Consider the following 19,244-nt stretch of genomic DNA (forward strand, 5'->3'; position numbering starts at 1 on the left):
GCATGAATGACGATCTGTACAGAATATTGATAAGGGGCGGGATTACATCGCCAGGCGAGCTCAAGGATGGTATAGCAATGCTTGAAGCCGCTGGCTTGACCGAAGTGTATTTTGGTTCTAGACAAGACATGCTTTTTCCTTTGGACGGAATGAACAAAGAGCCTCTGGAGAGCGGAACAAAATATAAAACAGCGATTATAGCCGACCGCTCATACCAAAATATCGTGTGTTCCTATGTATGTGCAGATATCTTTGAAACCACCTATTGGCTCAAGGGCAGCACCTTCCTCTATATTCTGGAACAGTTTGATTACCTGCCTAGATTAAAAATAAATATAACTGATCCAAAACAACGATTGGTGCCCATTTTTAGTGGAAATCTTAATTTTGTTGCGTCTGAGGAGGAAGATTATTGGTATTTGAACATACTCTTACCTCATTGGAAACATAGCGCTTATTATCCCGTACTGATCTACAGTTGGGATATGGTTGCAGTTTGTAAGGCCATAGAGGAAGTGTATCATGCCATGGACAATGTGGACCAACTTTTTGCAATACTGAATCAAAAATTACAAACCGACAACAACAAGACAATAAAAAAAGAACTCCAGATTCCCTTTGTGACCTTTCCGTATTATGAAGGAATGAACCGGATGGGGCTGGATCAATATTGGTTGGGGCTATATTGGCGTAATAATCGCTATGATCTTCAATTTTTAAAGGAGTTTTGCAGGTTTTGTCTGGATAATAGTATTGGGAAAATATGCATCACTCCATGGAAGTCTTTCATCGTGAAGGGAATTTCCACGGAAAGTAGGCCCGAATTGGAAAGGTTCCTTGGACAAAGAGGCATCAATGTTCGACATTCGCAATTGGAAATGAACTGGCATTTACCAGTGGATGACAAAGAGGCACTTGAACTAAAGCAATATTTGGTACATAATTTTGATCAAAACGATATTAGTACCTACGGACTTACCTTTGGTATAAGTAAAGATGTGGGCAAACAATCCCATTTTTCATCCATAGTCATTGAAAAAAATCCTTCGACCCAGATAGGCTTGGATTATAAAGTAAGACCAACCTATAATGTTTGTTACTTTAAAGATTTTGACCCTAACACTAGAGACTATTTGATTTATGCCCAAGATGTGGATAAAAAGGAATTGGCCAATCTTTTAATTGAATTGAGCAGGGCATACTTTAAGCAACTCGGTCAAGAGAAGACCACACCAAGAAAAAAGACTGTTATCGAAAAACAAAAGCAAATCATGGTGCATCAATGTGAAAATTGCTTGACTGTTTACGATGATAAGATTGGAGACCCCAAATCCAATATAGCACCCAATACCCGATTTGATGACTTGCCGGAAGATTACAATTGTCCTGTTTGCAGCGCAGGAAAATCCTTTTTCAAACCTGTTAAGATGATATTTGGTTAAGGAATTTGTTTTAAAAAGAGATGCTTCGGTATTCTAGTGCTCGCTAGTCGGTTTATTTGCAATGCCAATTAGTTGTTCGGATGAGCCTTTTTTAGAAGTTTAGCTTGCTTTGTGGCTCCATCATATCTCCACTTAGTTTTTTATCCAGATTGCGGGCATAGATTTGGGTGGTGGCCAATTTGGTGTGCCCCAGCATTTTTGAAACGGTTTCGATGGGAACACCATTGGATAGGGTAACGGTAGTAACGAAGGTATGAGGTGTCATAAGGAAGGTCAAGTTTTTCCCCTACGATACCTGCAATCTACTTGAAATATAAATTCGTTTTTCATTGGTGATTTGTAGTAATAAAGTTCCTGGGTAAATCTTAGGAACTTCATCATATTTTATTAAACCTGCTTTACAAGGTGAATCGAAACGGTAAAAAGATGCCCATTCGGTTGCCCTTTATGAAAAACAACAACGTAACTTTTTGATTATAAGAATTTTTGTAAAAATATTTTTGGTTCAGTCATTATAGGGGTACGGAACGTGTTGTGTTTGTACTGCCCAAGTTTGTTCTTGGCTATAGGGAGCAACAGCAAATCAACCTTGGTGAGTTACATGCCAATAAACACAGACAATAACACATCTTTATCCAGTGTACAAAAAAGTATAAGGGTTAGCCTGTTTGATTCCTACGCCTCAATTGAATGGTATTTGGAATGCAAACTATTTTCAAAATAAGGTTTTAAAGTTGCTTAGCATTGGATGGCAACCACCAAACCTTCCTCGGAACTCCAAGAAATTAATCGAAACTTTCTACTTTTTAGGAAATAAGTGTAGAAAAAATAAAAAAATGGGAAGGTTTAAAGATTTTTTAAGGAAGTCTTTAAAGATACCGATTTGACCTTCGAAATTATTGCAAGGCAAATTGTTATTAAGAAAAGAAACAATACTACCCTTAAGAATTCGGTTCCACAACAAAAGGTTGAAAGTAGAAAACCTCAAACCAATCTTAAAGGTCTTGTGTTGGACGAATCCGGCATTCCCCTTGCCGGTGCCAGTGTTATCGCAAAGGGAACGAGTGTAGGAACTACCACGGATTTTGACGGTAACTTTGAGATTACCATGCCCATAGGGACCACCATCATTCAAGTGTCCAATACTTTTTGGGTGCAGCTCTTTTCCCACAATGCCCACCTGCAAGACAGGGCAGGAAAAACCCCCACATTTTTACTAACTTTATTGTTTAACCAAAAAACCTTGTTGCTTCTCAACGATACGAGAACCGTTCCCTGCAAGCTGAAAAACTAGGCACACAATTAAGCGAATCGAATCACGAGCCCAAAAAACATAAAAGGCGAGAGTAAACAGCACATTTGGTTTGAGCCGACTTACCTGCCGACTCTTAGGCACGTATGCCGACCGCTGAAAAAATAAAAGAGCTGTTTTTAGCCAAAACCTAAAAAATGTTCAGAAAGTTTGAACCACATCCAATGTTAAAAGATTTCATCCTGTTTTATTTTGAACTGGACTGGGAAAAGGTAGCCTCGGATGACGTCATCAACTACTTGAGCATACCAACTGGATGCAGTTTTATGGGCTTTCAAAAAAAGGGAAGGATGAAGGTGAAAATAGATGACTTTGTTTACGACACCGAAACTTATTATGTGAACGCCCAAACGACCATTCCTTATCAAATGAGTTCGCCCGACACTCATTTAAACGTGCTTGTTGCCTGCCTGAAACCAACGGCTTTATATCATTTGTTTCAAACCGATATATCGAAAATAGTAAATACAGGGGCAAACCCTAAACACTTGTTCAATGACGAGCTTGATCATTTTTCAATTGCATTTGATAAAGAAAACACCATAGAAAGGCGTATTGATTTGTTGAATGGCATTTTTAAAAAACAGCTCCAGATTGCAAAACCGGCTTTCAACTTTATAGACACAGCAATTGACTTTATCATGAAAAAAGAGGGGAAATTGAGTGTTGATGACCTTATTCTTACGCTTAATGTGAGCAAACGGTATTTTCAGAGAAAATTTAAGGAAATGGTAGGCATATCGCCTTTGCTGTACATAAAAATTATCCGTTACAATTTTATCTTTTCATCTTTTAAAGAGAAGGATGCCCACTACAATTCATCTTCAGCATTGCTCTATTTTTATGACAGTGCCCATTACTCCAAAAGTTTTAAGAAGTATTTGGGGATGCCTCCATCTGAATTTGATACCACCCAATATCCGTTTGTACAGTTAACTACTATAGAGAAAGCTGTTTGGACAAATGCTTTCCAGGCTCTTTCTACATAGTCCCTTTACATCTTAAACTTTCTTTTTCTGCAAAATTTCCGATTCCATCTTTTCAAAAGCAATGGCTTGTTTTTTCCTTTTCAAAAAATAAAAAGCCGCTTTTTTACAAAGGGCTGTTATAAAAAAACCTCATTTTAAGCAGTTAAATGTTCCTACACAAATTTTTTCCATTAAAGGACATAACCCATAGAAAAACAAAAACGATGGAAACACTTAAAACATTTTTTGCCCTGATTTTGTTGCCAACACTGGTTTTAACCGCTTGTAACAATGACGACGACACCCCAACACCCGAACCCACGGTACAAGAACTAGTTACCGAAACCGGAAAGTGGTACCTGGATTATCTCGAAAATGAAATCATGGATGATTGTTATAAAACAACCTACTATGAGTTTGACGGTAATACAGTCACAGAAGTGTGGTATTATACCGATGACAGCAGTGGCGATTGCCTGGCCGGATTTACCGAGACCAACAACATCGAATGGTTAAGCGACACAAAATTTAAAGTGCTCGACGACAACTATCCCTACGAGATTACTATCAAATCGATAACCGAAACCGAAATGATGGTGGATTATTATTCTATAGTCAACGAGGAAACAAAAGAGATGGTTTTGGACAAAAACCCTGGCGAGGGATAAACCTGTTTCAACAATAAAAAATGTAACAATATGAAACGAAAAGCATTATTTTTTGTACTACTGGGCCTGGCCTTTTTAATGCCCGTGCAACAAACCGAAGCCCAATTCCTGAAGAAACTGGGTAAAAAAGCAAGAAAGGCTGCTGAGCGGGGTGTTGAAAATACTGTAGAGCGCAAGACCGAGCAAAAGGCAGAAGAAAAAACCGACGAGGCCATCGAAAGTGTTTTTGGCGTTCCCAAAAAAGTAATGGACAAAGATAAGACCACTACGGAAGCCAACAATTTTGAAGGCACTTGGTATTATGAATCACTCGAAGGGGTGCCCGGCTATGAAAACCTGAACGACTGTGGTAAAAAATCGAACATTACCTACACAGGCAATAGCTATCGCACCCAATTTTATGATAATGACTGCAACCTGCTTACCGACAGTGTAGGTACCTACGAACTGGAAGGCAATGTTATGACGGTAAAAGCCGAGGCACAAGACGAGGTAAGCACCACCAAAATAACCACCACCCAAACCATTTTGGAACATACCAATACTATGCTTGTTATCGAAGATGCTATGACGGGCGCAGTGGTAACCTTGGTGCGTAAGGAGGAATAACAAAAAAAACAACAATTATGAAAACGCAACAAATTTTAATCGTTCTCGCCTTGCTCATATCATTTTCAAGTGTGGCACAAATAAGAATACCCAATAAGAATGTAAGAATAAAGGAATCTGTTAATACAAAGACTGATTTAAGGGTTAAAACCATTGCAATTCCCAAAAGAATAGACACGAGGGAGTTTGAAAATTTAAAACCCGCTCAAATAGCAAAACTTCCGGCTGCCAGAATAGACCGTGAGGCAGTATTGGGTCTAAGGATCAATAAATCTTGGGAAATTACACCTTCCCGATTTTCAGATAAAGACATGCAGGTTGTTGAATATTTCGGAGAATATCAAAGTAACCAACGCTACATCAGTATATATCCTGAAAATAAATATTACTCACGTTTAGATAACAATGCCCCCGGATTTTTACCTACAATGCGGTATTTGGTTTTAAAGTTTAACCCGGAAATGGGCGAAAGGTATCGGATGATCATTAAGTTAAAACCCGGAGAATACAGAAACAAAAAGGTAATGACAAATGTAACGGGCAGAAGTTTTGATTCATGGTATATAAATCACCAATATCATGAAGTGATGTTTGACTTTGTAGCATCTGGCAAGGAAATTAAAATAAGCCCCATCATAGCCGGAACTGAAAGCTATTATGTAAAATATGAGCCTCTTGAGATAGAAAAAATCAAGATAGACAAGGTTGAGGAATAACCATTAAATCATGATGATGAAAACCAAGCACATTTCAACCATCGTATTGGTAGTACTGTCTCTAACAAGCTGCGGCAATTCAGAAAAAAAGGAGAAAACAGATTCAGAAGCCGTGCCTGTCGGTATGCATGAAGCAAAAACCGAAACTGTCAAAGCTTCCGAACAGAACGATATCGACCTCAAGCAAAGGGGCGATTACACCCAGCTCTATGCCGAAAGTGAAGACTGTAAACTTACCATCTCCCAATTGGCCAAAGCTTTGGGATATAATGATAACCAAGTGGAGGAACAAAGCAATTACCAAGGCAGCTGTTGGTACAAAGTAACCCATCCCGACAATTTCACGGTCAATTATGGTATAAGTCTGGAAAAATGGGGTGACAAAGCCATAGTGGAAGATCAAATAAAAAGCGGACTAAAAAATGATTTAATAGATGTTCAAGTTAGTGAATCGGGGGACACCTATTTGAAAAGACACCCTGTACAGGGTTTTGTGTTGTTGCTTAACAGTAATTATGGAAATCCTATAAAAATCAGCAACAGTTACTTAAATACAAATGGTCATAAACTGACCGAAGCCCAAAAAGAAGAGCGAAAACAGAACACCTATAAAATTGCTAATTACCTTATTAACGCCTATAAAAACTAACGGATATGAGAGTAATAAAAGTCATATTGCTGTTCGCCTTTCTTTTTTCTGGGATTTCCCAAAGCCTTGCCCAACCCTTTACCTTGGACGAAAATATCAAGCACGTAGAACTCAAATTAAAGGAAGACAATAGAAAAGGGCACGAGGGCGAAATGAGCATTATCACACTAAGTACCGTCGATTCCACCCGGTACTATTTTGTAACCGGCCACGAACTGTGGCAGTTTTTGGACATCCTCGTAACGCCCTTGGATGATGACCGTTCGTTAAAAGTAAGCCTGGCCCAAGACAACTGGGAAGCCCCCGATATGGAAAAAACCGATAATGGCACTGACGAAAATGGCATTATTTCCTTTAAAATAAGAACTTGGGGTTCGTTTGGCATTAAGGTGGAATCGCCAGAGAACAAAACCACCAATTTTTCCATTGCAGTTTTGGCAAGCCCACCACAGCAAAATTATTTAGGCAGCCCCTTTGTAAAAATCACAGAAAACCAAATGAAAGCCAGCGGCAGTTCGGACGGTGCAGTTGAAAATCCAGCTTCCAATGGCGGCGGTAACGGCGGAAATACTTTGCTGTACATCCTTTTGGGTGTGGCCATATTGGTAATTGGCCTGCTGGCCGGCAAGCTGCTGGGCAAAAAATCGGCGTCGGTAATAGCCTTACTGCTCGCATTCTCTTTCCCGGTGGAAGCACAAAACGGTTCCGGGAACGAACAAGGTTTTTTTTATGACGACCAATTTTTTACCCAAGAAGACCTTGAAAACGGCAAGCTCACCAAGCATTTGGACAATAAATATGGGCAGCACAAAGAATTTAAAAAGAAAACCAAAGCCCTGGCAAAGAAAATGAAAGACATAAAGAGCACTTTGGAAAGTATTGTAAACCTATACAAAAGCTACAAGGGGCTGGCCGATTGTATCAACTCGACACCGCCTTCCAATGCGCCGCGTATTCCCTCTTTTTGCACCATAGTTTATGAATATACCATTGCGGGCGAGACAGGGCAAGAAGAATACGAAAAAGAAGGCTGTGCCGAGTGTTTTTTGGAGGCCAGAAAGCAATTTAATACGGTGCGCTATCTTTTTGAACAGTTGGCCACCATTTACAAATGCAACAAAACCTTTAGCGATGCAGCCATTGCATTTGGCGATAATGTTTCGGGTTACCACGGAGTGTCGGGTATGGCCTGGCAGACACAAAAATTGAATATTGAAAAATCAGTTCGGGATTTGCAGGCCGCCTATGACAAAAAATATGGCGAATTACTGCAAAGCCTGGCCGACTCAATGTACGAACTCAGCGAGTGCGAAGCCCGCTACGGCGTAGAAGATTGGTTCGACCGCTTTGGCTATATGTACTTTGAATTCATAAAGGACAAATACCAACGTAAAGATTAAAATGAAAACACTAAAACGTATCATACTTGCGATTTTCGCAACCTTTTTTGCAGGTTGCAAAGTCACCTCAGTCGAGCCGATGATTTCCACGCCTTCTATTGATAGGAACATTATCGGTTCTTGGGAAGGTTGCGACGGACGCGTAATTACCTTCACCAATGAAAACAACGAAATAATAGGGCGTTATACCAAATTGGGCGGGCTGGAAAGATATATGTTCAACATAGATGAAATAGGCTATAAACTTACAGAACAAAAGCCCGGAACTTACTTCGGAACGGTTAAATGGCAGAGCCTATCGGGCAATGAAACTTGGAAAAAGGTAACCGTAACCATTGAAAACAATGTTTATACAGACAATCAGTCTGATGCTTGCAGCAAAGAAATGGAACGGGTAAAAAATCCATAGTCAAATAAAAGCAATAAAAAAGACTTTAGCGCAGACGCAAAATATGGTATCTCATTCGTAATGTGCAAAAACGGGCATAGTATGCCATTTTCACCGAAAAAAATGAGGACAGTAAAAGAACCAAAAAGATACTGATCTTCAATTTATCACAACAAAATGTTGGGTGGTTCAAATCTGCCGTTTTCAGAGGTTCCCATTCTCCGCCCATCCAATGTAGGAATATTTGATGTGATATAATTGAGGAAATATATAACACTTCGTTCCTAAAAAAATCTTGTTTTGTTTTAAATGGAGTTCGTGCATTTAGTAGATCAGTATAGCCAAAGATTGTTCGGTTATGCCCTTACCTTGACAAACAATCATGAAATGGCCGAAGATGTGCTCCAGAACGTATTTTTGAAAACTTGGGAAAAACGGAGAAAACTTCGAATTGAGTCTTCCCTTCAGAACTATTTGTTCAAATCCGTTTACAACGAATTCATCAATCAATACAAAAAGAAACGATCGACCATGATTTTGGAACAAAAGTATTTTCAGGCTCTGGAAAAGTCTGTTACCCTGCATGACGATGCTTCTTGGGAAAAGATTATGGCCAAAGTCACGGAAGAAATACAGCGCCTACCTCCCAAATGTCGGGAAGTATTTCTTTTGAGTAGAAAGGAAGGACTCACAAACCTTGAAATATCCGAATATCTCAATATTTCGATCAAGACAGTGGAAGCACAGATTACCAAAGCCTTCAATAGACTAAAACAAGGACTGGGAAACAACTACAAAGCTATGTTGTTCCTTTTGTTTAAAACAAAATACAGCACTTAAGAATTGATTATGACATAGCCCTCCATTATTTTAACCTGTACAAATACGGCCCTCCCTTAACACCCTGCTTTTTTTTCTCGGTGTTCACCAAAACATCCATTTGGAATATACGCTTTCTAAAATTCCTTCTATCCAGTTCAACATTCAAAATATCCTCGTATAAATTCTGAAGTTCTTGTAAGGTAAATTCCTTTGGAAGAAGTTCGCCAACGATAAGCCTATGCCTTAAATTGTTCTGTACAAATGAGTACGCTTCGCTGATCAGTTTTTCATGGTCGTAACCGAGATTTTTGGGAATAGCGTCCACATCGAACCAGTCAATGCTCGTAATATTGTCCCTTAGTGCCAAAGGGTGGTTCTCGGGTTTGACCAAAGCATAAAAGCACACCGTAATAACTCGCTTTAAAGGGTGCCTGTCCAAGGCGGTATAGGTCTTGACCTGTTCAAAGTGTATGTCCCTAAAGCCTGTCAGGGAAAAAAGGACCTTTGCTGCACAGTCCTCAATGGTTTCATGTTCCTCCATTACCCCTCCAGGAACATGCCATTGGTTTTTAAAATGTCCCAACGACCTTTTTATAAGAAGGATTTTTAGTTTACCGTCAACATATCCAAAAACCGTTATGTCAGCTGTGACAGAACATTCGAACGAGTCCGGTTTTACTTGAATATCCTGGAGTTTTTCTTGAGTCTTCATTTTTTTGTGTAAAATTTTGGTTTTTTCTCTGAATGGATGGTAAAAATTTATATATTTGAAACCATGTAAAAAGTACACAGAATAAATTTTAACCTAATACAATACCTTGTTCAAAGAAAAATAATAGCAATGGATAATCCCAAATATAAAGAATTGAAAGGCAAAGTTGTGGCAATAACAGGTGGTGGAGGTATTTTATGTAGTACCATAGCCCTTGCTTTTGCTGATCAAGGCGCAAAGGTCTGCGTTATGGATTTGAATATGAAGTCGGCCGAGGCCGTTTCGGAAAAAATCATTAATGCTGGCGGGGTCGCAATTGCAGTTCAGGCAGATGTTCTTGATCGGGAAAGCCTACAGGCGGCCAAAAAGGAGATTGCGGAAAAATTTGGCTTTTGCGATATTCTGATCAATGGAGCAGGGGGAAACCACCCTTTGGGAACGACCAGTGAGTCCTATTTGCTCAAGAAAGACATGGAAAGGACAGCAGAGGATTTTAAAACATTCTTTGATTTGGATATGGAAGGGATTCAATTTGTGTTCAACTTAAATTTCATTGGAACCCTTTTGCCCACACAAATTTTTTCCAGGGAAATGGTAGGTCGCACAGGATGCAGTGTTCTGAACATCTCATCAATGAACGCCTTTACCCCACTTACAAAAATACCGGCCTATAGTGGTGCAAAGGCTGCCGTTTCAAATTTTACCCAATGGCTTGCGGTCCATTTTTCCAAAGTAGGCATTAGGGTCAACGCTTTGGCCCCAGGTTTTTTTCTAACGGATCAGAACAGAAGTTTATTGACCAAAGAAGATGGTGGTTTGACCCCAAGGGGGACTACGATAATCGATCAAACCCCCATGGGACGCTTTGGTGAACCGGAGGATTTGGTGGGCACCACTTTATGGTTGAGCAGTGAACAGTCTAAATTTATAACGGGCATTGTGGTTCCCATCGATGGTGGGTTCAGTGCATTTAGCGGAGTTTAAGAAAAGAAATTAAGAAGTGATAAAAATTCAATATTCATGGGTCTAGAACAAACATGGCGATGGTACGGACCAAAAGATCCTGTTTCCCTTGCAGATATCAGACAGGCCGGGGCAACTGGGGTTGTAACGGCATTGCACCATATTCCAAATGGTGATGTGTGGCCCATTGCTGAAATCAATGAAAGAAAAAAAGAAGTAGAAGCTTCGGGTCTTATATGGTCGGTTGTAGAGAGTATCCCTGTTCATGAAGACATAAAAAAAAGAACAGGTAATTATAAAGAGTTTATAGCCAATTACAAACAAAGCATTGAAAATCTTGGCTCATGCGGAATAGATACGGTGTGTTATAATTTTATGCCCATTTTGGATTGGACCCGAACCGATCTTTCTTATAAAATGCCGGATGGTTCCTATGCACTTCGGTTTGATGCCATTGAATTTGCAGCATTTGAACTCTTTATCCTGAATCGTGAAAAGGCCTTTGACCATTATTCCAAGGATACCATTCAAATGGCCAAGGCAACATTCGATGTGATGGAAGATGATGCCAAGAAGCGTTTGGTCCAGAATATAATTGCTGGTCTTCCAGGTGCTGAGGAAGGTTATACGTTGGAACAGTTTCAACAGGCTTTGGATATGTATCAGGACATTGGGGAAGAGGAACTAAGAGAAAACCTATACAACTTTATCAAGGAAATTGGACCGACCGCTGAAAAGTCCGGGGTCTTTTTGGCAATCCACCCGGATGACCCTCCATATCCCATTCTGGGGCTCCCAAGAGTGGTGAGTACGGAAGAAGATGCCAATAAACTGCTCGCTGCCTATGATAGTCCCCATAACGGACTCTGTTTTTGCACGGGATCTTATGGGGTTAGGGCGGACAATGATTTGGCGGGCATGGCCGATCGTTTATCCAAAAAAATCAATTTTATACATCTGAGAAGTACGAAAAGAGATTCGCTGGGCAATTTCCATGAAGCGGACCATTTGGATGGTGATGTGGATATGTATGGAGTGATGCATGCATTGCTTAAAGAACAGCATATCCGCAAGAAAAAAAATGTAAAGAACCAACGCATGCCCATGAGGCCCGACCATGGACACCAAATGTTGGACGATATCAACAAAAAAACAAATCCTGGATATTCCGCGATAGGACGCTTACGGGGTCTTGCAGAATTAAGGGGACTCATGTATGGTATTGAAAAATCCTTACGCTAATGGCATTTATAAAAGATAACTTTTTACTGGAAATCCCACAAGCTGAGGAATTGTATCACGGCTATGCGAAGGAAATGCCCATAATTGACTACCACAACCACTTATCGCCCGAATATGTTGCAAACAATCACCAGTTCAAAAATTTAACGGAAGCTTGGTTGACGGATGATCACTATAAATGGCGGGCGATGCGAACTTTTGGAATTGATGAGCAGTACATTACCGGAGATGCATCCGACGAAGAAAAGTTTCAAAAATGGGCCGAAACCGTCCCTCACACGCTTAGGAACCCACTGTACCATTGGACACATTTGGAATTACAACGTTATTTCGGTATAGAAGATTTGCTTACGGGCAACAATGCCGAACGTATTTATGAGGATACCAAAGAGCAACTACAAGAGAAAAGCCATAGTACAATTGGACTGTTACAACAGTTCAACGTAGAAGTTATCTGTACCACGGATGATCCTACAGACACTTTAGCGCATCATCGTAGTATGGCAAAGAAAGAAATTTCGCCAAAAATGTTACCAACGTTCAGGCCAGATAAGGTATATGCTATTGAGGACAATAGCGCTTACAGAACATATTTGGAAAAGTTGGGTGAGGTATCCGGAATCCAGATATTAACCTATCAGGATTTGATCATGGCCCTTAAAAAAAGGATGGTATATTTCCATGAAAATGGTTGCCGCCTTTCCGACCATGGTCTGGAACAATTGTATCATTTTGAGATAAACAACTATGATGTAGAGGTCATCTTTGGAAAGCTATTGAACGACCTTCCCTTGGAAAGAGAAGAGAAACAATACTTTACCTTTGAGACCTTGATCCATCTTTGCCGTGAATACCATAAACTGGGATGGGTACAGCAATTCCATTTGGGGGCACTGCGCAACACGAACAAAGGAAAATTGGCCCAGTTAGGGCCTGATACCGGGTTTGATTCGATTGGCGATTTTCCGCAGGCCATCAATCTTGCTAAATTCTTGAACACCCTTGAAAATACAGGACAGCTTGGTAAGACCATTCTATATAATCTTAATCCTGCCCTTAATGAAGTTTTTGCAACCATGGCAGGAAACTTCAATGATGGCAGTGTTCGGGGAAAGATACAAATGGGCTCGGGATGGTGGTACAATGATCAACTGGACGGCATGGAAAGGCAATTAAATGCCATATCGAATATGGGATTGCTCAGTTGTTTTGTGGGCATGCTCACCGATTCCCGGAGCTTTCTATCCTTTCCCAGGCACGAATATTTTAGGAGATTGTTGTGTAATATATTGGGGAACGATATAAAAAAAGGTCTTGTGCCGAATGACCTATCTTACATAGGTGGTATGGTTCAGGATATTTGTTACAGAAATGCCAAGGCCTATTTTAATTTAGGATATAATCAAAAAATAGAGATAACGGAATGAAAAAAGTGGTAACGTTTGGAGAAATTATGTTGAGACTCTCCCCTCAAGGTTTTCTAAGGTTTTCACAGGCCAATAATTTTGATGTGGTCTACGGAGGTGGCGAATCCAATGTCGCCGTTTCATTGGCTAACTATGGCGTACCCGTGGATTTTGTGACCCGCCTTCCCAAGAACGACATCGGGGAATGTGCACTGATGGAAATGAGAAAGCGTGGTGTTGGCACTGATCATATCATTTATGGCGGTGACCGTTTGGGCATCTATTTCTTGGAAACTGGTGCCGTAAGCCGCGGTAGCAAAGTGGTCTACGATAGAGCACATTCTGCCATGGCAGAGATAGAGCCTGGTATGGTAGATTGGGACAGTGTCTTCACAGATGTGGAGTGGTTCCATTGGACCGGAATTACGCCAGCTATTTCTCAAGGAGCTGCCGATGCGTGCTTAGAGGCTGTAAAGGTTGCCAGTGATATGGGAGTTACCATATCCACGGATCTGAACTACCGGGCCAAGCTTTGGAAATACTGCGATGATGCAAAGCGGGAGGAAATCATGTCCGAACTAACTTCGTACTGCGACATTGTCTTGGGCAATGAGGAGGACGCGGAAAAACACTTTGGTATCAAACCGGAAGGTTTGGACATTACGAAACAAGGGGAACATGTCAAGGCCGAAGCATTTTTGTCCGTGTGCCAGCAGATGATGAAACGATTTCCCAACGCCAAAAAGGTAATAACCACACTACGGGGATCTATATCTGCATCGCACAATACATGGGCAGGAGTGTTGTATGATGGCAAGACCATGTTCAAATCGCCCCAGTACCAAATTACACATATTGTAGATCGGGTCGGTGGAGGAGATTCCTTTATGGGGGGATTGATTTATGGACTGTTGACCTATCCGAACCATGATCAAAAGGCATTGGACTTTGCCGTTGCGGCTTCTTGTTTAAAGCACACTATAAAAGGGGATGCCAATTTGGCTACCGTTTCAGAAGTAGAAAAGTTAATGGGAGGTGATGCCTCTGGAAGAGTATCTCGATAATATTCGAGTTAGTTAAATTCCCATGGAACCGGGTGTTCCGGTTCCATGTTTTTAATCAAAAATTATGGCAACATATACAAGGTTGGAAGTAGTGCGGGTGATGCAGGAAACAGGTATGGTTCCCTTGTTCTATCATTCCGATATCGAATTGGGCAAAAAGGTGCTCAAGGCTTGCTACGATGGCGGTGCCCGCTTGATGGAGTTCACGGCCCGTGGCGATTTTGCCTTTGAGGTTTTTTTAGCATTGAACAAATATTCCCTGAAAGAACTTCCGGGGATGATCATGGGGGTTGGATCCATTACGGATGCATCGGCAGCATCCTTTTATATGCAAATGGGAGCAAACTTTGTGGTAACCCCATCTTTAAGGGAAGACATCGCCATAGTTTGTAATCGTAGAAAAATACTATGGTCGCCGGGCTGTGGCTCTTTGACCGAAATCAATAAAGCCGAAGAATTAGGTTGTGAATTGATCAAGCTCTTTCCGGGGTCTACCTATGGACCAGGATTTGTAAAGGCCATTAAAGGGCCCCAACCTTGGACAAGCATTATGCCAACAGGTGGGGTAAGTACAGAAGAAGCAAATCTCAAAGCTTGGTTTGATGCGGGAGTAACCTGCGTGGGAATGGGTTCAAAATTGATTTCCAAAGATATTTTGGAAGGTAAAGATTTTGAAGGGCTACAGAAAAAAGTAGCAGAGACCATAAAATTGATCGAAACTATCAGAAGGAAAAAATAATGAAGCACGTTCCTACCATTTTTTTATTGTACGCTTTGCTTTTCGCCACTAGTTGTGAAGAGGTCAGTAGTATCAAGACGATAAGGTTGGCTCATGGTTTGGATATCAACCATTCCGTACACAGGGCTATGGTAAAAATGGGGGAAGATCTTGATAGTGTTTCCAAGGGCAGACTTCGTGTAGAGATCTATCCCAATCAACAATTGGGCACCGAACGTGAAATCCTGGAGTTGATTCAATTGGGAAGTCTGGATATGACCAAGGTATCGGTTGCCACCTTGGAGAATTTTGCTCCAAAGACAAGAATATTGGGATTGCCCTATCTTTTTGAGAGCAGGGAACATGCCTTTGAAGTTCTGGATGGCACTATTGGGCAAACATTGTTGGACAATGCCAAACAATTTCGATTAAAAGGTCTGGGTTATTACGATGCCGGATTTAGAAGTTTTTATACCGAACACGAGCCCATAAATACTCCAGATGATTTAAAAGGACTCAAAATCAGGGTAATGGAAAGTGTTACGGCCATAGATATGGTCAAAAGTCTTGGAGGTTCGCCCACGCCTATTTCATGGGGAGAGCTCTATACATCCCTGCAACAGGGCGTGGTGGATGGAGCGGAGAACAATCCCCCCAGTTTTTACCTTTCCAAGCATTATGAGGTGTGCCCTTATTATTCGTTGGACGAACATACCTTTTCCCCGGACGTTTTGATCGTTGGTACCCAATTTTGGGATACCCTTTCGGAACAGGAACAGGGATGGGTTCAACAAGCAGTAAAAGAATCATTGGCACACCAAAGAAAATTGTGGGCCATATCGGAAGCCGAGGCACTGGAAAAAGTCCAGAAAGCAGGGGTAAAGATTTCATATCCAGATAAAACGCCATTCATCCAAATGACAAAGGAAATGTACCGGGCGTATGAAGATGATACGGAATTGAACAGCATGATACAACAAATCAAATCATTGGCAAAGTGATGGGACTCAAAAGGGCATTGGAAAATATTTTGGCGCATTTGCTGGTAGTACTGATGGGCCTCATGGTGCTGAATGTACTTTGGCAGGTGTTCAGTAGGTATGTAATAGGAGAACCAAGTGCATTTACGGATGAACTCGCCCGATTTCTTATGATTTGGTTGGGATTGCTGGGAGCGGCCTACGTATCTGGAAAAAATGGTCATGTGGCAATAGATGTTCTGGCTAAACGTGCCAATGCCAAAAACCAAAAAGTATTGAAAGGATTGGTGTCTGGTTTCATCATCCTGTTCTGTCTGGCGGCAATGGTAACAGGTGGCGGATGGTTGGTGTACACTACCTATGAACTCAAACAGCTTTCCCCTGCATTGGGGTTGCCCTTGGCATACGTATATATCGTGATTCCCTTGAGCGGACTGATAGTGGTTTATAATAAAGTTGTGGACATAATAACGGATTGAGCCTTATGGATTATATACCCTTACTTGTTTTGATCATTAGTTTTGTGGGTCTTTTGGCCATAGGTACTCCTGTGGCGTGGAGCATAGCTATTTCATCTATGTTGACCTTATTGGTCAGTGTTCCCTCCTTGCCCGCATTGGCGACCATATCACAGCGTATGGCCACAGGCTTGGATAGTTTTGCACTGCTGGCCATCCCATTTTTTATATTGTCAGGGGAATTGATGAACCATGGAGGAATTGCCCACCGTTTGATAGCTTTTGCCAAAACCTTGGTCGGTGCCTTGCCCGGAGGACTCGCCCTAATCAATATTATATCGGCGATGTTCATGGGCGCCATTGCAGGCTCGGCCATGGCCTCGGCTTCGGCCATGGGGAGCATTCTCGGACCAGAAATGGAAAAAGAGGGCTATGACAAAGGATTCTCCACTGCTGTTAACATTACCTCGGCCACTACGGGATTGGTGATTCCCCCAAGTAACATTTTGATCGTGTATTCCTTGGCAAGCGGCGGGGCATCGATTGCCGCACTTTTCTTGGCCGGATATATTCCTGGTTTGATTACCGGGTTGCTTTTGATGGTGGTCGCCATGTTTTGGGCGAAAAAGAAAGGATATGGTACCGGAGAGCGAAGTACTTTAGGTCAGGTTTTTAAAACCTTTGTTGATGCCGTTCCAAGCCTATTCTTATTGGTTTTGGTCATTGGGGGCATCGTAGCAGGAATATTTACAGCTACCGAAGCTTCGGCCATTGCTGTGCTCTATAGTTTGGTCTTAGGTTTTATCTATAAGCAGATAACGTTTAAAAAACTGCCCAATATTTTTTTAAACGCCTCGGCCACTACCGCTGTTGTCATGCTATTGATTGCCGCCTCCATGAGTATGTCTTGGGCACTCTCCTTTGAGCACATCCCACAGGACATCAGTGCAGGGCTTTTGTCCATAACCGATAACAAGGTAGCTCTACTGCTCATCATAAATGTAATATTGTTGCTAGTCGGTGTTTTTATGGACATCACTCCGGCCGTGCTCATATTTACCCCCATATTTTTGCCTGTTGTAACAAAATTGGGGATAGATCCGGTACATTTCGGCATCATCATGATCTTGAACCTTTGCATTGGACTGTGCACACCACCTGTGGGTTCGGTACTCTTTGTGGGAATAGGTGTAGCCAAAACATCCATTGAAAAAGTGATAAAGCCCCTGTTGCCTTTGTTTGTAGCTATGATCGTGGCCTTGTTCCTGATTACGTACATTCCAGCATTGGCCTTGTGGTTGCCCGGCCTATTTGGCCTTTAATCGAATTGTAGAATATAATTTTTAACTAATGATACATAAAATGAACAAATTAAAATTCGGAACATTGGCACTCCTGCTGTGTTGGGGGTGTGCTGAAGCTCCCAAAGATGACACACCATGGATTGACCTATTTGATGGGACCCTCAACGGATGGAACCAAAAGGGCGGTGAGGCCAATTATACGGTAAAAGATGACATGATCGTGGGTTCCACGGTGCATGATACGCCCAATTCCTTTTTGACAACAGATCAGATGTACGACGATTTTATCTTGGAATTGGAATACAAAGTGGATCCAACGATGAACTCGGGAATCCAAATACGAAGCAATAGCTTTCCTTATTATCAAAATGGAAGGGTGCACGGCTACCAAATTGAAATAGATCCATCAGAAAGGGCATGGAGCGCTGGAATCTATGACGAAGGCCGTAGAGGTTGGCTCGTTAGTTTGGAAAATAATCCGGCTGCCCAAAAAGCCTTCAAACAAAATGATTGGAACCACTATCGCATCGAGGCGATCGCAGATACGATCCAAACCTGGATCAATGGAGTACCTGCTGCACATTTGATTGATGACAAAACGGCGAGTGGCTTTATTGCGCTTCAAGTGCACAGTATCGGAAAAGATCAAAAGGAAGGAACGGAGATTGCCTGGAAAAATATCAAAATTTTGACCGACAGTCTTTCAAAATACAGTAAAGAAATGCCCTTAGCCCCAGTGATGACCAAAAACCAGCTTACCCTCGATGAGGAAAAGAACGGATGGAAATTGTTATGGGACGGAGAGACCACTGTGGGATGGCGTGGAGCACGTCTTGATGATTTTCCAGAGAAAGGATGGGAAATTAAGGATGGCGTATTGACCGTTCTGTCCTCCGGGGGCGAAGAATCGGCCGCTGGTGGCGATATTGTTACAACTGAGCTATATGGAGATTTTGAGCTCAAAGTGGATTTCAAATTGACAGAGGGTGCCAACAGTGGCATCAAATACTATGTGGACACCGATTTGAACAAAGGGCCAGGCTCGTCCATCGGATTGGAATATCAAATTTTGGATGACGAACGACATCCAGATGCTAAACTGGGTAACCATGAAGGTAGCCGTACGGTGTCATCTTTGTACGACCTTATACAGGCAGATGTCAATAAACCCATCAATCCTATTGGAGAATGGAATACTGCCAGAATCGTTTCAAAAGACAAGCATGTGGAGCATTGGTTGAATGGTACAAAAGTTTTAGAATACGAGCGAAAAAGCGAAGCATACCGCAAACTGGTCTCCGAAAGCAAGTATGTGAAATGGCCCAACTTTGGAGAGGTCGACAGGGGACACATATTGTTACAAGACCATGGAGATCATGTAAGTTTTAAAAACATCAAGATAAAACCTATTAAAAAGCAGTAA

General features: G+C 41.5%; 20 protein-coding genes and 1 pseudogene. 19 read left to right on the forward strand and 2 right to left on the reverse strand.

From position 1 onward, the window contains the following. Positions 1 to 2 precede the first annotated feature (2 nt). Positions 3 to 1,442, forward strand: coding sequence for a rubredoxin (locus MURRU_RS13610; protein ID WP_014034054.1), 1,440 nt, complete (start codon positions 3 to 5; stop codon positions 1,440 to 1,442). 91 nt (positions 1,443 to 1,533) lie between these two features. Here MURRU_RS13610 and MURRU_RS17820 read toward each other — a convergent pair. Further along, positions 1,534 to 1,725, reverse strand: a pseudogene (locus MURRU_RS17820) (tyrosine-type recombinase/integrase); the annotation flags it as partial. 600 nt (positions 1,726 to 2,325) lie between these two features. Between MURRU_RS17820 and MURRU_RS13625 the strand changes: the two are divergent. The 9 genes from MURRU_RS13625 (at position 2,326) to MURRU_RS13665 (ending at position 8,992) form a co-directional block, all read left to right on the forward strand. Then, positions 2,326 to 2,736 carry a carboxypeptidase regulatory-like domain-containing protein gene (locus tag MURRU_RS13625; protein WP_041801559.1) on the forward strand — a complete coding sequence of 137 codons (411 nt, stop codon included), beginning with the start codon at positions 2,326 to 2,328 and terminating at the stop codon, positions 2,734 to 2,736. 155 nt (positions 2,737 to 2,891) lie between these two features. Then, positions 2,892 to 3,743, forward strand: a complete 852-nt coding sequence (locus MURRU_RS13630; protein WP_014034055.1) for a helix-turn-helix domain-containing protein — start codon at positions 2,892 to 2,894, stop codon at positions 3,741 to 3,743. Positions 3,744 to 3,946: 203 nt separating this feature from the next. Then, entirely contained in the window at positions 3,947 to 4,390 is a 444-nt protein-coding gene (locus tag MURRU_RS13635; protein WP_187289854.1) for a lipocalin family protein, read from the forward strand. Between the two features lie 30 nt (positions 4,391 to 4,420). Beyond that, positions 4,421 to 4,999 carry a lipocalin-like domain-containing protein gene (locus MURRU_RS13640; protein ID WP_014034057.1) on the forward strand — a complete coding sequence of 193 codons (579 nt, stop codon included), beginning with the start codon at positions 4,421 to 4,423 and terminating at the stop codon, positions 4,997 to 4,999. A gap of 17 nt (positions 5,000 to 5,016) precedes the next feature. After that, complete coding sequence (locus MURRU_RS13645; protein WP_014034058.1) at positions 5,017 to 5,715, forward strand: hypothetical protein; 699 nt, start codon at positions 5,017 to 5,019, stop codon at positions 5,713 to 5,715. A 10-nt stretch (positions 5,716 to 5,725) separates the two neighbouring features. Then, on the forward strand, positions 5,726 to 6,364 hold the full coding sequence (locus MURRU_RS13650; RefSeq protein WP_041801562.1) for a hypothetical protein: 639 nt from the start codon (positions 5,726 to 5,728) through the stop codon (positions 6,362 to 6,364). A 5-nt stretch (positions 6,365 to 6,369) separates the two neighbouring features. Continuing rightward, positions 6,370 to 7,764, forward strand: coding sequence for a hypothetical protein (locus MURRU_RS13655; RefSeq protein ID WP_014034060.1), 1,395 nt, complete (start codon positions 6,370 to 6,372; stop codon positions 7,762 to 7,764). A gap of 1 nt (position 7,765) precedes the next feature. Continuing rightward, positions 7,766 to 8,173, forward strand: coding sequence for a hypothetical protein (locus MURRU_RS13660; protein WP_014034061.1), 408 nt, complete (start codon positions 7,766 to 7,768; stop codon positions 8,171 to 8,173). Positions 8,174 to 8,461: 288 nt separating this feature from the next. After that, positions 8,462 to 8,992, forward strand: a complete 531-nt coding sequence (locus MURRU_RS13665) for an RNA polymerase sigma factor (RefSeq protein ID WP_014034062.1) — start codon at positions 8,462 to 8,464, stop codon at positions 8,990 to 8,992. A 25-nt stretch (positions 8,993 to 9,017) separates the two neighbouring features. On the opposite strand, the gene MURRU_RS13670 is transcribed toward MURRU_RS13665, so the two are convergent. Next, positions 9,018 to 9,686: an NUDIX hydrolase gene (locus tag MURRU_RS13670; RefSeq protein ID WP_014034063.1), complete on the reverse strand. Its 669-nt coding sequence runs from the start codon at positions 9,684 to 9,686 to the stop codon at positions 9,018 to 9,020. Positions 9,687 to 9,815: 129 nt separating this feature from the next. On the opposite strand from MURRU_RS13670, the gene MURRU_RS13675 reads away from it, so the two are divergent. The 9 genes from MURRU_RS13675 to MURRU_RS13715 all read left to right on the forward strand — a co-directional run bounded on the left by MURRU_RS13675 (position 9,816) and on the right by MURRU_RS13715 (position 19,244). Beyond that, entirely contained in the window at positions 9,816 to 10,670 is an 855-nt protein-coding gene (locus tag MURRU_RS13675; protein ID WP_014034064.1) for an SDR family oxidoreductase, read from the forward strand. A 36-nt stretch (positions 10,671 to 10,706) separates the two neighbouring features. Then, positions 10,707 to 11,891: a mannonate dehydratase gene (gene uxuA / locus MURRU_RS13680; RefSeq protein WP_014034065.1), complete on the forward strand. Its 1,185-nt coding sequence runs from the start codon at positions 10,707 to 10,709 to the stop codon at positions 11,889 to 11,891. Continuing rightward, positions 11,891 to 13,318 carry a glucuronate isomerase gene (gene uxaC, locus MURRU_RS13685; protein ID WP_014034066.1) on the forward strand — a complete coding sequence of 476 codons (1,428 nt, stop codon included), beginning with the start codon at positions 11,891 to 11,893 and terminating at the stop codon, positions 13,316 to 13,318. Before uxuA ends, uxaC begins: the two co-directional genes overlap by 1 nt. Further along, the gene (locus tag MURRU_RS13690) at positions 13,315 to 14,361 is read left to right on the forward strand and encodes a sugar kinase (protein ID WP_014034067.1); all 1,047 of its coding nucleotides are present in this window, start codon (positions 13,315 to 13,317) and stop codon (positions 14,359 to 14,361) included. Before uxaC ends, MURRU_RS13690 begins: the two co-directional genes overlap by 4 nt. Before the next feature lie 64 nt (positions 14,362 to 14,425). Continuing rightward, positions 14,426 to 15,100, forward strand: a complete 675-nt coding sequence (locus tag MURRU_RS13695; RefSeq protein WP_014034068.1) for a bifunctional 4-hydroxy-2-oxoglutarate aldolase/2-dehydro-3-deoxy-phosphogluconate aldolase — start codon at positions 14,426 to 14,428, stop codon at positions 15,098 to 15,100. Then, entirely contained in the window at positions 15,100 to 16,080 is a 981-nt protein-coding gene (locus MURRU_RS13700) for a TRAP transporter substrate-binding protein (RefSeq protein ID WP_014034069.1), read from the forward strand. The genes MURRU_RS13695 and MURRU_RS13700 overlap by 1 nt, the downstream gene beginning before the upstream one ends. Then, positions 16,080 to 16,538: a TRAP transporter small permease gene (locus MURRU_RS13705; protein ID WP_014034070.1), complete on the forward strand. Its 459-nt coding sequence runs from the start codon at positions 16,080 to 16,082 to the stop codon at positions 16,536 to 16,538. Before MURRU_RS13700 ends, MURRU_RS13705 begins: the two co-directional genes overlap by 1 nt. A 5-nt stretch (positions 16,539 to 16,543) precedes the next feature. Continuing rightward, a complete protein-coding gene (locus tag MURRU_RS13710; RefSeq protein ID WP_014034071.1) occupies positions 16,544 to 17,839 on the forward strand; it encodes a TRAP transporter large permease in 1,296 nt (431 codons plus the stop codon). 40 nt (positions 17,840 to 17,879) lie between these two features. After that, on the forward strand, positions 17,880 to 19,244 hold the full coding sequence (locus tag MURRU_RS13715; RefSeq protein ID WP_014034072.1) for a 3-keto-disaccharide hydrolase: 1,365 nt from the start codon (positions 17,880 to 17,882) through the stop codon (positions 19,242 to 19,244).

This window comes from Allomuricauda ruestringensis DSM 13258 (assembly GCF_000224085.1).
Classification (GTDB): Bacteria; Bacteroidota; Bacteroidia; order Flavobacteriales; family Flavobacteriaceae; genus Flagellimonas; species Flagellimonas ruestringensis.

What these genes read in the sequence shown, in the direction of transcription:
- MURRU_RS13610 (WP_014034054.1), top strand. Translation starts at nt 3, where the DNA reads ATGAATGACGATCTGTACAGAATATTGATAAGGGGCGGGATTACATCG.
- MURRU_RS13630 (WP_014034055.1), top strand. Translation starts at nt 2,892, where the DNA reads ATGTTCAGAAAGTTTGAACCACATCCAATGTTAAAAGATTTCATCCTG.
- MURRU_RS13635 (WP_187289854.1), top strand. Translation starts at nt 3,947, where the DNA reads ATGGAAACACTTAAAACATTTTTTGCCCTGATTTTGTTGCCAACACTG.
- MURRU_RS13640 (WP_014034057.1), top strand. Translation starts at nt 4,421, where the DNA reads ATGAAACGAAAAGCATTATTTTTTGTACTACTGGGCCTGGCCTTTTTA.
- MURRU_RS13645 (WP_014034058.1), top strand. Translation starts at nt 5,017, where the DNA reads ATGAAAACGCAACAAATTTTAATCGTTCTCGCCTTGCTCATATCATTT.
- MURRU_RS13650 (WP_041801562.1), top strand. Translation starts at nt 5,726, where the DNA reads ATGATGATGAAAACCAAGCACATTTCAACCATCGTATTGGTAGTACTG.
- MURRU_RS13655 (WP_014034060.1), top strand. Translation starts at nt 6,370, where the DNA reads ATGAGAGTAATAAAAGTCATATTGCTGTTCGCCTTTCTTTTTTCTGGG.
- MURRU_RS13660 (WP_014034061.1), top strand. Translation starts at nt 7,766, where the DNA reads ATGAAAACACTAAAACGTATCATACTTGCGATTTTCGCAACCTTTTTT.
- MURRU_RS13665 (WP_014034062.1), top strand. Translation starts at nt 8,462, where the DNA reads ATGGAGTTCGTGCATTTAGTAGATCAGTATAGCCAAAGATTGTTCGGT.
- MURRU_RS13670 (WP_014034063.1), bottom strand. Translation starts at nt 9,686, where the DNA reads ATGAAGACTCAAGAAAAACTCCAGGATATTCAAGTAAAACCGGACTCG.
- MURRU_RS13675 (WP_014034064.1), top strand. Translation starts at nt 9,816, where the DNA reads ATGGATAATCCCAAATATAAAGAATTGAAAGGCAAAGTTGTGGCAATA.
- uxuA (WP_014034065.1), top strand. Translation starts at nt 10,707, where the DNA reads ATGGGTCTAGAACAAACATGGCGATGGTACGGACCAAAAGATCCTGTT.
- uxaC (WP_014034066.1), top strand. Translation starts at nt 11,891, where the DNA reads ATGGCATTTATAAAAGATAACTTTTTACTGGAAATCCCACAAGCTGAG.
- MURRU_RS13690 (WP_014034067.1), top strand. Translation starts at nt 13,315, where the DNA reads ATGAAAAAAGTGGTAACGTTTGGAGAAATTATGTTGAGACTCTCCCCT.
- MURRU_RS13695 (WP_014034068.1), top strand. Translation starts at nt 14,426, where the DNA reads ATGGCAACATATACAAGGTTGGAAGTAGTGCGGGTGATGCAGGAAACA.
- MURRU_RS13700 (WP_014034069.1), top strand. Translation starts at nt 15,100, where the DNA reads ATGAAGCACGTTCCTACCATTTTTTTATTGTACGCTTTGCTTTTCGCC.
- MURRU_RS13705 (WP_014034070.1), top strand. Translation starts at nt 16,080, where the DNA reads ATGGGACTCAAAAGGGCATTGGAAAATATTTTGGCGCATTTGCTGGTA.
- MURRU_RS13710 (WP_014034071.1), top strand. Translation starts at nt 16,544, where the DNA reads ATGGATTATATACCCTTACTTGTTTTGATCATTAGTTTTGTGGGTCTT.
- MURRU_RS13715 (WP_014034072.1), top strand. Translation starts at nt 17,880, where the DNA reads ATGAACAAATTAAAATTCGGAACATTGGCACTCCTGCTGTGTTGGGGG.